Annotated in this window: 13 protein-coding genes and 3 pseudogenes; 4 read left to right on the top strand and 12 right to left on the bottom strand. The window is 59.7% G+C overall.

Going from position 1 to position 14,405, the window contains the following annotated elements; all coding sequences use genetic code 11:
• The 9 genes from AC0L2B_RS32710 to AC0L2B_RS32670 all read right to left on the bottom strand — a co-directional run.
• The coding region (locus AC0L2B_RS32710; protein WP_473748252.1) for an IS256 family transposase at positions 1–636 on the bottom strand (636 nt) is incomplete at its 3' end.
• 475 nt (positions 637–1,111) lie between these two features.
• Positions 1,112–1,720, bottom strand: coding sequence for an NYN domain-containing protein (locus tag AC0L2B_RS32705; protein WP_473748251.1), 609 nt, complete (start codon positions 1,718–1,720; stop codon positions 1,112–1,114).
• A 50-nt stretch (positions 1,721–1,770) separates the two neighbouring features.
• Positions 1,771–2,115: a hypothetical protein gene (locus AC0L2B_RS32700; RefSeq protein ID WP_473748250.1), complete on the bottom strand. Its 345-nt coding sequence runs from the start codon at positions 2,113–2,115 to the stop codon at positions 1,771–1,773.
• Positions 2,116–2,178: 63 nt separating this feature from the next.
• Positions 2,179–2,850 carry a hypothetical protein gene (locus AC0L2B_RS32695; RefSeq protein WP_473510098.1) on the bottom strand — a complete coding sequence of 224 codons (672 nt, stop codon included), beginning with the start codon at positions 2,848–2,850 and terminating at the stop codon, positions 2,179–2,181.
• A gap of 178 nt (positions 2,851–3,028) precedes the next feature.
• Entirely contained in the window at positions 3,029–4,150 is a 1,122-nt protein-coding gene (locus tag AC0L2B_RS32690; protein ID WP_473510100.1) for an OmpA family protein, read from the bottom strand.
• Complete coding sequence (locus AC0L2B_RS32685) at positions 4,147–5,457, bottom strand: hypothetical protein (RefSeq protein WP_473510102.1); 1,311 nt, start codon at positions 5,455–5,457, stop codon at positions 4,147–4,149. Before AC0L2B_RS32685 ends, AC0L2B_RS32690 begins: the two co-directional genes overlap by 4 nt.
• The gene (locus AC0L2B_RS32680) at positions 5,457–6,296 is read right to left on the bottom strand and encodes a hypothetical protein (RefSeq protein WP_473748249.1); all 840 of its coding nucleotides are present in this window, start codon (positions 6,294–6,296) and stop codon (positions 5,457–5,459) included. The genes AC0L2B_RS32685 and AC0L2B_RS32680 overlap by 1 nt, the downstream gene beginning before the upstream one ends.
• Positions 6,277–7,740: a hypothetical protein gene (locus tag AC0L2B_RS32675; protein WP_473510106.1), complete on the bottom strand. Its 1,464-nt coding sequence runs from the start codon at positions 7,738–7,740 to the stop codon at positions 6,277–6,279. Before AC0L2B_RS32675 ends, AC0L2B_RS32680 begins: the two co-directional genes overlap by 20 nt.
• A gap of 44 nt (positions 7,741–7,784) precedes the next feature.
• Positions 7,785–8,531 (bottom strand): thermonuclease family protein, encoded by a 747-nt coding sequence (locus AC0L2B_RS32670; RefSeq protein WP_473510108.1) that lies wholly within the window; start codon positions 8,529–8,531, stop codon positions 7,785–7,787.
• A 622-nt stretch (positions 8,532–9,153) separates the two neighbouring features.
• Here AC0L2B_RS32670 and AC0L2B_RS32665 point away from each other — a divergent pair.
• The 4 genes and pseudogenes from AC0L2B_RS32665 to AC0L2B_RS32650 form a co-directional block, all read left to right on the top strand.
• A pseudogene (locus AC0L2B_RS32665) lies at positions 9,154–9,282 on the top strand (hypothetical protein); the annotation flags it as partial.
• Between the two features lie 10 nt (positions 9,283–9,292).
• A pseudogene (locus AC0L2B_RS32660) lies at positions 9,293–9,565 on the top strand (hypothetical protein); the annotation flags it as partial.
• Positions 9,566–10,015: 450 nt separating this feature from the next.
• Positions 10,016–11,245 carry a DUF6538 domain-containing protein gene (locus AC0L2B_RS32655; protein WP_473748248.1) on the top strand — a complete coding sequence of 410 codons (1,230 nt, stop codon included), beginning with the start codon at positions 10,016–10,018 and terminating at the stop codon, positions 11,243–11,245.
• 272 nt (positions 11,246–11,517) lie between these two features.
• Complete coding sequence (locus tag AC0L2B_RS32650; protein ID WP_473748247.1) at positions 11,518–12,330, top strand: competence protein CoiA; 813 nt, start codon at positions 11,518–11,520, stop codon at positions 12,328–12,330.
• Positions 12,331–12,471: 141 nt separating this feature from the next.
• On the opposite strand, the pseudogene rnhA reads toward AC0L2B_RS32650, so the two are convergent.
• The 3 genes and pseudogenes from rnhA to AC0L2B_RS32635 form a co-directional block, all read right to left on the bottom strand.
• Positions 12,472–12,942: pseudogene (rnhA, locus tag AC0L2B_RS32645) on the bottom strand (ribonuclease HI); the annotation flags it as partial.
• 126 nt (positions 12,943–13,068) lie between these two features.
• Positions 13,069–13,764 (bottom strand): hypothetical protein, encoded by a 696-nt coding sequence (locus tag AC0L2B_RS32640; RefSeq protein WP_473748246.1) that lies wholly within the window; start codon positions 13,762–13,764, stop codon positions 13,069–13,071.
• 73 nt (positions 13,765–13,837) lie between these two features.
• A complete protein-coding gene (locus AC0L2B_RS32635) occupies positions 13,838–14,203 on the bottom strand; it encodes a hypothetical protein (protein ID WP_473748245.1) in 366 nt (121 codons plus the stop codon).
• Positions 14,204–14,405: the final 202 nt, after the last annotated feature.

Raw genomic sequence — 14,405 nt, 5'->3', positions numbered from 1 at the left:
GAACGCGCGCCAGCTCGAATGGCTTTCCCGGTTGGCCAGTTCGACACCGAGCACCTGGCGCCGGCCCTCCCAGTCGACCCCGATCGCCACCAGCACCGCCTGGCTGGCGATCACGCCGGCTTCGCGCGCCCGCTCGTAGCGCGCATCCAGAATGAGGTACGGGTAAGGTTCGGCAAGCCGCCGCTCAAAGAACGCCTTCAGCGCCTCATCCAGCCGCGCCGTCGCCTCGCTCACCGTCGAGGCCGAGAAGGAATGGCCGCACAGCTCCTCGGTGATCGCCTTGACCTTGCGCGTCGACACGCCTTGCACGTACATCTCGACCAGCGCCGACACCAGTGCCTTCTCCGAGCGCTGATAACGCTCGAACAACTCCGTCGAGAACCGGCCGGCCCGATCCTGCGGAACGCGAAGCTCCAGCACGCCAACCCGCGTCACAAGCTTGCGCTCATAATAGCCGGACCGGTAGCCAACCCGCTCCGCCCTCCGCTCGCCTTTCTCGGCCCCGATCGCCTCCGTCATCTCGGCTTCCAAAGCCTCCTGCACCACAGTCTGCAAAACTCTGCGAAAGCCGTCCTCATCCGACAACAGCAACGCTTTCAACTCACCTCTGCTCAGTCTAACGTCTCGCTTGGTCATGGCACTTACCCTTCCACGGGAATCGGTGATCGCAACGTCACCAGCGTGCCATGGCCGCCCCTCGCCTCAGAGTAAGGGCTGTTCTCTCTCCAGAGCTTTTTGCAGAACCTTCAGGACACTATCACGGCGAGCCGACGCGGTGACTGTCGCAGACTAACAGGACGTCTCCTTGATAGCGACGCTAACCATGTTCCGATAAATGCAGGGCAAGCTAGCCGGATAGAGGTTGCGTTGCTATAGCGGATTTTCCGTCATTGGGCAGCAACCGCCACCAGAAGACGCCGAGCGCTTCGCCGAGGGGCGAGCGGCGTAGCCATGAGCCGCCAGTTCCCCTCAATCCTACGAGAGTGCGCGATCACTGCGCCGTCGGCACTATCACTTTGATGCTGGATCCGCCATCAGCTTCCACCGTCGGCTCCAACTGGTAGTCGCCGTTCATCTCGTTGTGAAGCTGACAGAGTGCCGAAAACTCCCTCTAGGAAATCCCCTCGCTGATGTGATTGCCCACAGGGACACCGTTGAATGGATCGTGCCCACAGGCCTCGAACACAGCTCTCATCGGCCATTGCGGATCGATCCCGCCCGGAATGAACCTGTCGCCCAAATCCCTTATTTTCCGTCCAATCTTGTCTGGGGTCGCGAACTTTGATGCGTCGGCCTGGTACGTGCGGACACCGGACTTATCGCCGCGCTCGTGAAGGGGTACGAAGTCTTGGTCCGAGGAGATGATGCAGATCGAATCTGCCTCGTAGTCGACACATGCATCGACTGCGCGAATCACGAGGCGTGTATCGACCTCCTTCTCGTCGAACGAGGTCAGGCCTAACCACTTGTCGACATAGAAGTTGAAGAACCCTTCTTCCCAACGGGAGACGGACGAACTTCTCTTCATGCATTGGATGAAGTCGTCATAGTGAGCGTAGTCACGTGCATTGCCGTGCGGCTTGAGAAGCCCGTTACGGATGTCGTCGAGTTGGCGACGAGCCTCGGCGCTGCCCGTCAGAGCATGCTTCTTCAGCCGCGATTCAATTTCAGCGAGCGGAACCGGAGCGTAGAACAACTCAATGCTAGTTTTGATGTCCACTACGTGGCGCATCGGCTGGGTATGTAATTCTTTCCTGAACACCGTCCTAACTAAATCATTGAAGACGACCCCGTATTCGAATCATCCATGACCTTAGATTCGACTTTTCGGGCGACATACTCAAGCAGGTAATGCGCGAAACGGCTGGCCACCATTCCGCCGTCCAACGGGAAGTTTTGTGCCGTCAGCCATCGCGTGAACCCCAAGTATACACCCTGAAGATCAACGAGAATCAGAGCGCGATGCTTGATGATCGGTAGATTTAGCTTTTGAACGAGCTTTTCCGCCAAGCCTGTGCAAGTGTTGTAGTAATTCAGCAAACTATCGTGGGAAAATTCACCATTGCCGTCAGCCACCTCGGGAGGGTACTGAACTGAAAGATTGCCATGTTTCATTCGGGTTCGTCCGTGAAGAAGGGAGCGCTCGAGGACCAGAAGGCGCACACGCCTGATTGCCCCCTACTGTCCAATGAAGGCACGATATCTATTCAGTGTCGGCCCATCTAAGGCTTCAATGCTCGCAAGGTAACGAGTCTTGTTCTGCTCCCATTCGCGACACAGGGTCTCAAGGCGAGCGCTGGTGTGGCGATAGGCGCACCACTTCCGTACAGCAGGCTCAACATATTCCAAACTTCTAGCAATGCGGTTCTGGCAGGAGCTAATATAGTCGTTAATATGGTAAGTCTTTGTTCCGATCGTCTTGGACATCGTTTTGTCGTCCATGTACTCGTCAGCCCTGATGCAGTCACTTCCCTTTTTATCGGCGCTTATCCAATATGCGATAGTCCAACTTGGATTGGCCATTCTCTCCGAAAGTACAGGATAGACAGATAGATTTTTGATATCCGTGTCGTGCTGGTCGCTTCGTTGTCGCGCGGATTCTTCGGAGTGCACGAAGTAAGCGAGTGTTGCCACAAGCACAGCCCCGGCCACCACCACGCTTACCAGCAGCGAAAGAGCGATACCGAACTTCTCTTTCAGTCCATAGTAAGTAACGAACGCAGCGATGGCGGGAAACATGCCCACCGTTTTCGCCAGCACCAACGCAGCGATCCCCGGAAGAACCCAGCCGAATGATCCACCACCACTTTTCTTTGCTGTAGCGTTTATTGTCTTAGTATTTTGATCCACGATGCCCCTTAGTCTTGGAACGCTGTGACTGCTAAGCCCGCTTTCTCATGGCCGTATCCAGGCGGTCACTGCTTTCTCGTCTGACACGCCCATTTCGCCGATCCCTGAAACTTGGTTTCAGGGATACCAGATCGGCCGTTGAAGTTGTGGTGGCGGTTGCTACCTAATGGCGGGATTTTCAACCGCCGCTAAAATGCGGAAGGATCTTGGTCGTTTGCTGCTCGGACCTTTTACGAACCCGAATTTCGATACGACGCCGCGCTTTCACGTCACCCTGTTGTGCGCCGTCCGTAAGCCTGTCTCCGGGGAGGATGAGTTGGCCGCCGGACATCGGCAGAATGGTGAACCCGTCTAGTTCCGGTAGCCTTTCGAGCAATTCTGCAACCGAAATCGCTCGGGCGAGCCCCAAGCCTGCATTGTCGGCCGGGTGCAGCGACCCGATCGGCTTCTCGCCGTCGAGAACTGGCTTTAGGCCGCTGTCCATATTCGAAAAGTCACCTGCCATGACCTGTTCGTCCGTGTGGCCGATTACCTCGATGATGTCGACGCGATACTGCTTGGCGGTTTCCGCGATTTCCGCCGATTTGTCCTTAAGCTTGGTTCTGAAGGTTTCTGACAGCTCGGCGCTGCCGACCCTGAAATTATAGCCCTCGAGTTCGCTGAGACTGATGATGGGCGGCCATTCATGCGGCTTGGCGTCGCCGTCTGCGGCTTTGGACAATGCCGCCGTCAATTCCGCGGCTGTCTTCTCAGCATAGCCGCTGTCCTTGAGAGCCTTCATGGATTCGGCCATTGCCGCCGCCTGTTCCGGTGAGATGCCGTGTTTCGCCAGTTTCTTCATCGCGGACACGAGTTCTTTCGCCATCTCTTCGACGATGGCGTTGTCTCGCAGAACTTTGGTGGCGGCCGCGTACTCGACGGCTTCCTCAAGTGTAAGCCCAGTTTCGGCGATGGCGGCGGCGGCGTTCCTGGCGGTGACCAGCTTGTCCCAGTCGTCATCCGGAATCGGGCGTCCGGTTGCCGCCCGCATGAGTTTCCCCACTTCGGCAAGCAGCCGTTCCCTCTCATTTTCCGCCTTCGACTTCTCCAGTTCGGCCTGCAGGACGCGTTCCTCACCGGCCTCGACCGCCTTGAGCGCTGCCTGGGTTTCCTTTTCCTTCTTCGAGATGATCGCGCCGGCGGCCAGCAGGAGGCAGAAGACGAGCAGCAGCATCGTTTCGGCCATGGTGAGGCCGAGGATCAGGCCGCGTGCGTAGCCTTTCCTCTCGAAGTTGACTGACGTTGAACCGAGGCCGTTCATCGGCTCCACCAGGCTCTTCTCGGTGCCTCGGCTTCGACGGCAGGCGGCGCTCCGTTTAGCGTCCGGAAGGTGTCGGGATACGGCGGCGGTTCGACGGATGCGGTTCCTTGATCGACAAATTCCTGCGCGGCATCTTCGATCAGTTTTTCAGCCTCCGACGTGAGCGCCGTACCGCGTTCGCTTCTGTCCACAAGACGGGTCATCAGCTGCTTCGTCTCCTGCGACTGCTGCTGCATTAGCTTGACGACCGCTTCCATGACCCGCTGCTGGCTTGCCGCGGCCTCCATCGACTTTTCGACGGCCGCCGCGGATTTTTCCGCCGCCGCTGCGGTCCTGTCCGACTTCTCGACCATCTCGCGGACGACAGACGTGATCTCGGAAATCCGGGCCTGCTGCTCGACCGACGCGGCTTCCGTCTTGACGGCGTACTGGGCGACGGCGTCCGACAGCGACTTGACCATCGGTGCCAGTTCGTTTTTCAGGACTTCGTCAGGAATGACGACCTTCTCGAGCTTCCCGGCGACGCTGTCGGCCTGCTGGCCGAGCTTGAGGACCGACGCCGACATCGCGCCGTTCGCCCGGTCGAGCAGTTCCGCCGACGAATCCACCTTCTTCACGATCTGGGAGAACTGCGTTTCGATCCTGCCGAAGTTCTCCTCCATGGCGTTTCCCAGCTTGCCCGACGCCTCCTGCACGGGTTTTATGGCCTCCATCGCCATCTTTTCGAACGACGCCCTGATGTGCTCGCCGTTGCGGCCGGCCTGTTCAGCGATCTCCCCGAACCCTTCCTCCAGCATCTGGTTGCTGACGCGCCGGAAGTCGGCGAATTCGCGCGAGACGCTTTCAAGCTCGGCCCTGACGCGCCTTGTCATGGTCGCCAGCTCGTGCCGCGCGGAACGTTCGATGTCGGCAGGATCGCGCCGCATCTGGTTGTACAGGATCCTGAGCATGATGCCCGCGATCGTGGACGTGATCGCGACGCCGAAGTTCCTGACGATCTCATCGGTCGAGGTTTCCGAACCGAACTGGAAGAGGGCGACGCCGAGGCTGGTGAGCGTGAACAGGAAGCCCATGTAGTACAGGTTGTCGCCTGTCTGCTCGTCGTGGAGCCTGAGCCTGCCGACAAACATCGGCAGCAGGCCGTAGGCGAGCATGAGCAACACCGGAGTCGCAGTCGTGACCAGCCTGTCGATGCCGTATGTCTTTGACGCGACAATGAACAGGATTCCCGAAACCGTGACGCCGGCGTATGCGAACAGCGGCAGCCTGGGGTTCGACAGGAATGCAAAGCCTTGGCGTCTTGCCATCAGTTCAATCCTTCAAGCTTTTCGGCTTCTTCCCAGTCGCCCCCTTCGTCGCGGACCCACGTTGCCCAGAACTCCACGTGCTCGCGGCTGCTGAAGGCTTTCTTTTCGCGGTTGACGTAGAGAACCTTGACGGCAATTCCGTCGAGGCTCGTGCCGTAGATTTGCGCGGCCTTGCTCTCCTTGAACGCGCCGTAGTCCAGGCTCGACCGGTACTGCGAATAGAGGCTCGTGTGCTCGATCATGTCGGAAGCGACAATCAGGCGCTTCGCCGCCTTTCTCGATATTTCGGCGTCGAACAGCGTCAGCTTGACCTGCTGGATGGCCGCCATGATTGGCGACTGGTCCGCCGACGAGCCGTTGGCGACTTCGTCCGGGAGCTTTTCAAGCGTTTTTCCGAATTCCTCTTCCCATTTCTTCTGCTGCCGCTTCGGATTGCTGGTCCAGATGTCCACGGTTGACCCATCGCCCGGATTGCAGCCGTCGAACAAGGTGACGACTTCCCCCGGCTCCGCGGTCAAGCTGACGATGCGGATGTACCCGCCCGGCCCGACCTTCGATCCTTCGGTCCTGAAATGGTTCTTCAGGTCGCTAAGGGTGACCTCAGACAGCGGGTCCGTCGTGTCGAAAAGGAACGCCGTGGCGCTTGACGGCCCGGCGACAGGACAGTTCGTGTCGGGGTCGAGCTCCACCGTTTCGCCCGACTTGACGAAGAGGAAAATGAGGCCTGCGGCCATCGCGGCGAGCACGACGCCCAGTCCGGCGATTCCCAGGATCGTGGAACCGTGGCCTTTGCCGCTTCTTTTCCTGGCGGCGCTTCGCCTACGCGGTCGTCTGGACATTCATGCTATCCGGAAAGAGGTTGTCGAGTGCCTTGTACTGTTCGATGCCCTTCTCGCATTCCAGCCCGATCAGCTTCACCTGGGCAGAAAGCTCGTCCTGCGCCGTGCGGATGTCGGCAGACAGGTCGGCGTCGTTCCACGACCCGTCCGACGACACCTTCACCTTGACGCGTTCGAGCTTATAGGCGTTCGAGAAATGTTTCGGCGGCGGTTCGGCGCGCGCCTCAATGTTGGCCTCGCGGTATTTGGCAAGCAGCTGGTTGCAGGCGCGCTCAAGCTGGACCTGGTGCTGCTCGAACAGTGAAACGAGCCTCGCCCGGTGGTCCACTATGGCGTTGAATTCCCGCTTCCTGCTGCCGAGTTGCTTGACCACGTCCTCGACCTTTTCGTTATGGTCGTCGCGCGTATCCTTCAGCGTTTCGATCAGGTCGGCCTTGGCGTTCACGTATTCCTCGCGCGCGGAGCGGAGCCGCTTCTCGACGCTTGAGTAGCCCCAGTAGGGATCGACGATGAAGCAACCGTCGATGAACGCGATCAGGGAGAAGACGAAACCGATCAGGAACAGCAGGATCGAGTTTACGTCGGTCAGGCCCAAAAGGTTCTCCCTCATGCTGGTCAGCACGAGGGTTCCCGCGTTTCCTGTCCAGTCTTCCGACATCCTGGTGCTGACCTCGCGGTAGTGCGCGAGGAGGAGGTTCAGCCCGAATGCGAACGCCAGGTAGAGGAGGATGGCCGTGCCTCCGACGGCTCTCCTCAGCCACGACCTGTGGGTCACAAGCCGGGCGCAGAACACAGCCGCGAGCACCGCAACGACGATGTTCAGGAACGAAAACATCCACGCCAGCATGATGCCGCCGAAAAAGCCCTGCTCGCTGCCGGTGGCGAGAAGGCTGGCGTTGCCGATGGTTTCCAGCCCGAACATCACGATGAGAAGCATGAACCTGAAGATGTGCCAGGGTCCCTCGTGCAGCCGCGCGGCCCGGACAAGTCCGTGCTTCTCCTTGAACCAGGTATGTTCGGTTTCCGCCGTGTTGAGCGCCCTGCGCAGCCCGTGCAGCATGTCCAGGCCGACGGCGATCTCGCCCTTGAAATCCGCCAGTCCCGACGCGTTCGCCTGCCGTAGAGCGCTGAACTGTTCGTCGAACTCGAGGCTGCCGAGCCTTCCCGAGAAGGACTGCAGCTGGTCCTCGATCGTCTGGTGGGATTTCCGCTTTTCTTCCTCGACCAGCTCGATGACCGTGTGCTCCAGGTCGTCCGGGTTCCTGGATGCCTTGGCGGGCTGATTGCTCTCGCCGCGGCGTTTCCCTGCGGCGACGAGATCGAGATCCCGAGCGACCTTGTCGACGTTAAGGCTCGAGAAGATTTCGGTTCCTCCGCGGAAGTCGTGGTCGGACTCCCGAAGTCTTTCCCTCAGCTTTTCAAGCGCCTCGAATTTTACTGCCAAGTCCCACCCCCACAGCGAGATTCACAATGTTCTTGATGCGGCCGCTACTTGCGGGCCGGCCGCCAGCCTGCGGCAACCGCTTCGGCATCGCTGCAGAACCAGCGTTCGCCCTTGCCTTCAGAAATCCTGGTGCGGGCGTAGTGCTCCTGTCCGGGGACATGGAAGATGCGCTCGCCCTTCGCGCTGATGTTTCCCTTGATTTTGCAGCCGCTTGCGGCTGAAACTTCGGCCAGCGGGGTAAGCAGCGGGAGGGCTGTGGCAGGCTCGCTCCTGCTTGCCCGCCATTCCCAGGGAAGGTCGAAGGATCCGGACCACAGGCCGCGCTTTGAGGCGCGCGCTTCCTTCTGCTTCCCGGCATAGGTTCCGTTGCTGTAGCGCGGCCAGTCGAGAGCGTGACCGTTCGCTACGAGCCATTCCTGCACGCTGGCACCGTCTGCCCTGAAGCAGTTGCCGACAAACCGCCCGTAGCGGTCCCGTTCAACGAATTCGCAAGCGGTCGGCGAAGATTTCGAGAGATACGAGGCAAGTGCGTCGGCTGACTTCGCGCCGCAGCCGTATTTCTTCCCTTTGCCGTTCAGGCAGACCTGCGCCGATTCGGGCGCGTCGACCCCGTTGAAGCGGATGCTTTCGCCGTGGATTTCGATCGTGTCCCCGTCAACGACGGAAGCCTTGCCCTTCAGCACCTGCCCGGCGGAGGCAGCCGGCCACGCGCACGAAACCGCGCACGCCGCTGCCAGCAATGCATTCCGGACGCCCGAAAGAGGGAATCCCCCCTCACTAAAAGATTTCATTTAGCCCCCGCAGGCTGTTATGCGGCTACCTAAACGACAGCCGCCAATTATGCAATCCTTGATGTTCCAAATCGGCGAAGATCAGAAAGTCCGGTTTCTCTCCCGCTCTTCCGTCTATCTCAAAGACTAGGTTGTTCCCAACTTACAAGGACGTGCTGCCCGGTCGAGCGTGGCGGCCATCAAGGCGAGCTTTGATCACCCCCATCGACAGTTCTTCGATATGGTGGTTCATGGATTTGCCCCGTTGACCGACTGCTGCTTCATGCTCGAACATAAGCACTCTCATTCGATTATCCATCTCGATGCAGCAAGCAGTCACCCCCGCTTTTCCTTTCTTGGTTTCTCTTTGCCACACCGGCGGCTTTGGCCCAAGTAACCGCCTGCTACGGCGATCAGTGCACTATCGAAGAAAATGGCACCAAGAGAGTACTGACTGTCAAAGAGGTCGGAAAAGTCAAAAGGCAAAACGCCCGGACAGCGCTGGGAAATGTCGAATGCAAAGCTGCCACTGACCCCGCTGTCTACGAAAAAATGATGACCGAGCTTTCGCCCAATTCCCTATTAGCCCGATCGGTACGGTTCAGATGGCCCGCTCGACGCGCTCGCGCCTCAACCCACCACTCCCACGGACGAGGAGTGGGCGGACGGGCGGACGGCCATGCGCGCGGTCCTGACCGACGCGGCAGACGCGCGCGTGGTTCTCGGCGGGCGCGTGAGCGGCTACAAGGGGCGCATGCCGGGTATCGCCTGAGGAGACGCTCTTTGCGCTCCAGGCCGGACAGCCAGTTTTCCTCCTCGGAGGCTTTGGCGGATGCGCGCGCGACATCGCGCAAAAATTGAAGCTGCTTGCGCCCAAAGCCGCGCCGCTGGCTTGGCCCGGCCGAAATGCTGGGTTCGATCCTTCCAGCTTGAACAATGGCCTGACGGAGGAGGAGAACCGCAAATTGGTACGGACAGTTCACGCTGACGAAGCGGTCGCCTTGATCCTGCGCGGTCTGCTGAGGCTGGCCGGCCGCTCGGCTGGGAGCGCCTGACATGCGCTGCTGACCGAAGCGTAGATGACGCAGAAGGCGGCCACCGCGATGGCCGGAACCTCGATGGCTAGAGCGATCAGAGGTCGGGAAATCGGAGGCAGCGGACCTGCGATTTGCTCACGCACCATGGAATGCGATCGAGAGGACTTATCTGGACCAAGCTCGAGTAACGACAGCAATGGGCTTTTGAGATAAGGTTGGGACGCGATGGCATTGAGCAAATAGAGCTATATCCGGGAACCGAAACAATCCACAGAAATATTTTGTTGGTATTTTTGTTGGCTAGTCCTGCTATAGCGTGAGTCCTAACGATTTGGAAACAGAGAGAGTTTTCCATCGTTTGGATTCCGCCTCTGGGCACCATCCCCTCTTCGGAAATCCCTATTTCTCAACGATTTCAAGGCTTAGCCTTTCCTCGCGGTCCACATTCCGGTACACCGGAGGTCCACAATGGGGCTTGTTTTGAAGCACGTAGTCCAAACGAAAGCCGGCACTTGGCATTACAGGAGAAGGCTGCCTCGAAACGTAGCGCCACTCGTCGGCAAGGGAGAGTTCAAGCGCCTTCTCGGCGAAACAGAGCGTGAGGCGCTGCGCAACTACCCGAAGGTTCATGCCGAATTTGAGAGAGTGGTGGCGGCTGCGCGTAGGGAGGAGTCTACGGCTTCGCTTGCCAGCTTGACACCCATGGAACTGCACCGGATGGCAGAGCTGCGGGCGAAAGAGCTGGCGGCCATGACCGTCCACATCGGAGGCCGTACGTTGCCCGGTAGTGACCCCGATGCCGCTGACGTGATCCGGGAAAGCTACCTGTCGAGACAGAATGATGCGGCGGGGGATGAAGTCGAGGGCCGCGCGGTGGCTATTCTCTCCAGCGGCGGGAAGCTGTCCCGTCCCGCCCCCACGGTCGAGGACGCCCGAAAGCTATACCTGAAAGAGCGCGTAGACGGCGACATCAACGAAACTGCGAAGACGGCGCGGGTAAACCGCAACATGGAGCACCTATCTGCGGCGGGCGTCGGTAAGGAGAGGGCATTGACCAGCCTCGCCAGAGAGGATGCCCGAAAAGTCCGGGACTACCTTGTGCGCGATCTTGGTATGAAGGCCGCGACCGTGCGGCGCTACATGAATGATATCCGCGCCGTGATCAATCTCGGCATGACGGAGTTCGGCCTTCGGGACACGATGGCGAACCCTTTCCAGAACCTTCCTATCAGAGGGGCGGAAGCATCGACCACAGCGGCCAGCGACGAGCGCAAGCCGATCCCGGAGACGATGATGGCCCCCCTCCGGCAACGCATAGAGGCCCATGCAGGGGAAGACCTGTGGCGCATATGGCGGATGGTCGAGGGGACCGGATGCCGTCTCGGCGAGGTGGCAGGGCTTCTCCTCTCTGACGTGATGCTCGATGCCACCATTCCCTACATCAACCTCGTCCCCCACCCCCACAGGCGTCTCAAGACGGCGGGCTCTGTGAGGAGGGTCCCGCTGATCGGTGACGCGCTCAAGGCCGCGCGAGAGGCCGTTAAGGCGGCCGGAAAGGGTCCCGCGCTGTTCTCCAGCTACGGGAGGCTGCGCGGTGCTGATACCGCGTCGGCTTCTCTCATGAAGCACGTTGGGCGATCACCGATGACCCGAAGATCGTTGTCCACTCTCTCCGCCACCGCATGGAGGACCGCCTGACGCTTGCCGGCGTGAGCGAGTTTGACCGAAACCTCATATTGGGCCATTCAAGCGGCGGGATGAGCGAGCGGTATGGCGGCCCAGACGCTCGGCTGGAGGTGGCCGAACGGGGACTTAGGGCTGCGTTGGGCGCCGGCAAGCGGCCCCGGCAAAGGACCTAGAGGGTAGTGGAAGGGCGGTGTGGCGAAGCCAACTGCGAAACGTGATAGCTCCGCACCCACCGTATTGAATGCTTATCTTGTTGCCTTGATGAGACAAACCGCGAGTTGACCATGCAATATGCCATCGTTGAGGGCAGCCGCGCGGCGGCCGCTCCCGGCCTACGTGGGGAATGCCCGCACTGCGGCTCTCCTGTCTTATCGAAATGCGGAAAGCATAAGATTTGGCACTGGTCCCACTTGGGCAAGAGACAATGTGACCCGTGGTGGGAACCGGAAACGGAATGGCATCGCCGGTGGAAGGCACATTTTCCTCCCGATTGGCATGAAGTCGGGCACCGCGCACCTGACGGGGAAAGACACATAGCGGACCTCAAGGCCCCCCATGGTCTTGTTATTGAATTCCAGCACTCGGCAATTACGGAGATTGAGCGCAGCGCGCGAACCGGCTTCTACGGTAATATGACGTGGGTCGTAGACGGTATGCGGCGTAGCCGGGATAGGCCCCGCTTCTCGAAATCGACTTTCGATTGGCGAAACCTGCGCCCGAATATGTGGGCGCTGGATTATACCGATGAAGCTCTGCCAAAGGACTGGCTTGAATGCAGAGTCCCCGTGTTCTTTGACTTTGGACCAGAAGATATTCGAGCGCCCGAAGACCCTGTACCGAGGCCCCCTACGCTATGGTGCCTCTTCCCCGAACACCTCGAAAGTGAGGGGATTCGTGGTCGGCTCATAATGGAGATACCTGTACCGGACTTCATAGCCAATGCCCTAACAGGTCATCCGCTACCCGAGTGGGAAAAAATCCTTCGTCAACGGGAGGACGAGTATAGAGAAAAGCAGCTCGCCCTGCTCAAGCGAGAAGTCGAGGAACGGAATCGCCTGCGCCGGTATCGCTGGGCAAGGCGCACCGGGCTGAGTTGATAGGCCGCACCGGAGATAAAAGAATAGGAACACCGGCCCGATTTGACCGCGTAAGCGTTCCGTTAGCAAGCGCTTATGGAACGCCCAGCGTGTGCCCCGGCACGTCACTGCACCGGGGCCGATACATCTATTCTTGAGCTGTTAGGCGACTTGGGATTGCTGTAATGCTTCTGCCGCAGCGGCGTTGGCAAGTGCATCCACCTCCTCGTTATGAGGGTCACCCGCATGGCCTTTCACCCAATGCCAAGTGATCGTGCGGGCAGTCGCAAGCGCGGAAAGCTCCTGCCATAGGTCTACGTTTTTGACTGGCTTCTTGCCTGCCGTTCGCCAGCCTCGGGCAATCCAACCCGAGAGCCATTCGTTCATTCCCCTGCTTACCAGCTCGTTGTCGCAGAATACCGCGACCGGCGTGTCATCGTCCTCCGGAAGGGCGCGGAGGGCTCCGATGGCTCCGCTCATTTCCATTCGGACGTTGGTTGTCTGCGCCGGCTCAGAGCCGACGACTTGTGTCCGGCTGATCTCTTGGTCGCCGTCCATGACTTTGATGGTTGCAGCCCAGCCGCCGGGACCGGGGTTGCCAATACAGGCGCCGTCGCAATGGACGACGGCCGGAGGTCCGAAGACCCCTCGGTGAAAGCATTCATTGGTTTTTCCTTGTTTTCAGTCGTGTTTGGCGGACCGCTCCGCCTGTGCAAATTGCACATCTAAAGGGTGCATAGGTGGTCCCCAGGCCTGGGGTCAGAAATCCGTGTCTTCGTCCTCGGACGGAGCCAGCCAAGAAGCGACTGCTCCAGCGAACTGACTACCCGCCCACTTCTCCACCGCCTCTGCGAACTCCTCGGCATGAGTAGGTGTTCGTGGTCCGAACTGTTTCACGAAACCCTTGACGTAGCGGTCTATCTGAGCCTCTCGCATGGCGTCCGTGTAGTCGATGTCGTTCTCTCCCGCTTTGGCCCATCGTAGGGCCTCCATATAGCTTCCCACCTCCAACCCTTGTTCCGCCAGTTGACGGTAGAACGACCGCATTGAGGCGACAGTTCGCTCACTCACGCCCGACGCCTCCGCAGTCCTCCGCTTGGAGTGTGCGCCCAAGAGCACTAGACGCCACGCGGCCTCAAGACGCTCCGCCTGGGTCATCGGAAGCTTCACCTTCTGGTTCCGCTTGGCGGCCTCTGCAATGGCCTCGGCAAGGCTCCCTTCAAACCACTCGACAGGCACCGGCCCGTTCACCTTCGCAGCCCTATAGGCGGCCAAGCGGTGGTGCCCATCGATACAGTAGGCGCCGCTGCCGATCGCATAGACTGTGACAGGATCAAGGACGCGCCCATCCTCGGGCTTCGCCTCCAATGCATGCTGGAGAGCCTTGACATGGATAGGCTCCGTAACGCCGCCGGCAGCTGCTCCTGTGCGCACTTGGAACACCGTGGGGGCCACGAGAATGCGCCCAAGTGGTAGCCGGCGTGGCTTGGTAGTCAGTGGTTCCTGTCCGGCTTTGGCGCGTAGCCAATCAACGGCCTCGCGGAACGTTGCGGGCATAGTTTCGGGGCTTGTCGTCACACCAACTCCCGAAGGGCTGGTTGATTTCGTCGGTCATTGCTTGTTTCCTTTCTTGGTCACGTTTTTCGAGTTCGGCGAATTGTAGCCCGGCACCCCCAAAGGCAGCTGTCAGGTCACGCGCGACAATCATCCCTGCCTTGGGACTAAGCTCCCGGTAAACGCGCTCCTGCTTCCCCGTTCGGTGGTCGTAGCGAAGCCCCGAGTGCCTACTGGAGAGTGCCCGCACTCGCTTCACGAGCTGGAGGCGAAAGGCGGCATCGGACAGGAACCGCTCCGGCCTCTCGCTCCAGAACATGAACATCGCCATTGCAGTCACGGCTATGTCCCTTGCGGAGCATTCGGCATCGAGGTTCAGAACCTCATGCGCCGCCTGTCGCTGGTATCGGCTCTGCACTCGGTTGCCGGCAGAATCCCTTGCCGAGCTTGCCAGAGTGGCCCACCGGGCGTCCAAGTGGCCCCAAAGGGGACTATGGGCGTTCTTGGCGATACGCTCGCGGACGCGGGCAACATATGGCGCA

Source organism: Mesorhizobium sp. WSM4815, assembly GCF_055811575.1.
This window is presented reverse-complemented; position numbering and strand designations above follow the sequence as displayed.

What these genes read in the sequence shown, in the direction of transcription:
- AC0L2B_RS32700 (WP_473748250.1), bottom strand. Translation starts at nt 2,115, where the DNA reads ATGAAACATGGCAATCTTTCAGTTCAGTACCCTCCCGAGGTGGCTGAC.
- AC0L2B_RS32690 (WP_473510100.1), bottom strand. Translation starts at nt 4,150, where the DNA reads ATGAACGGCCTCGGTTCAACGTCAGTCAACTTCGAGAGGAAAGGCTAC.
- AC0L2B_RS32685 (WP_473510102.1), bottom strand. Translation starts at nt 5,457, where the DNA reads ATGGCAAGACGCCAAGGCTTTGCATTCCTGTCGAACCCCAGGCTGCCG.
- AC0L2B_RS32680 (WP_473748249.1), bottom strand. Translation starts at nt 6,296, where the DNA reads ATGTCCAGACGACCGCGTAGGCGAAGCGCCGCCAGGAAAAGAAGCGGC.
- AC0L2B_RS32670 (WP_473510108.1), bottom strand. Translation starts at nt 8,531, where the DNA reads ATGAAATCTTTTAGTGAGGGGGGATTCCCTCTTTCGGGCGTCCGGAAT.
- AC0L2B_RS32655 (WP_473748248.1), top strand. Translation starts at nt 10,016, where the DNA reads ATGGGGCTTGTTTTGAAGCACGTAGTCCAAACGAAAGCCGGCACTTGG.
- AC0L2B_RS32650 (WP_473748247.1), top strand. Translation starts at nt 11,518, where the DNA reads ATGCAATATGCCATCGTTGAGGGCAGCCGCGCGGCGGCCGCTCCCGGC.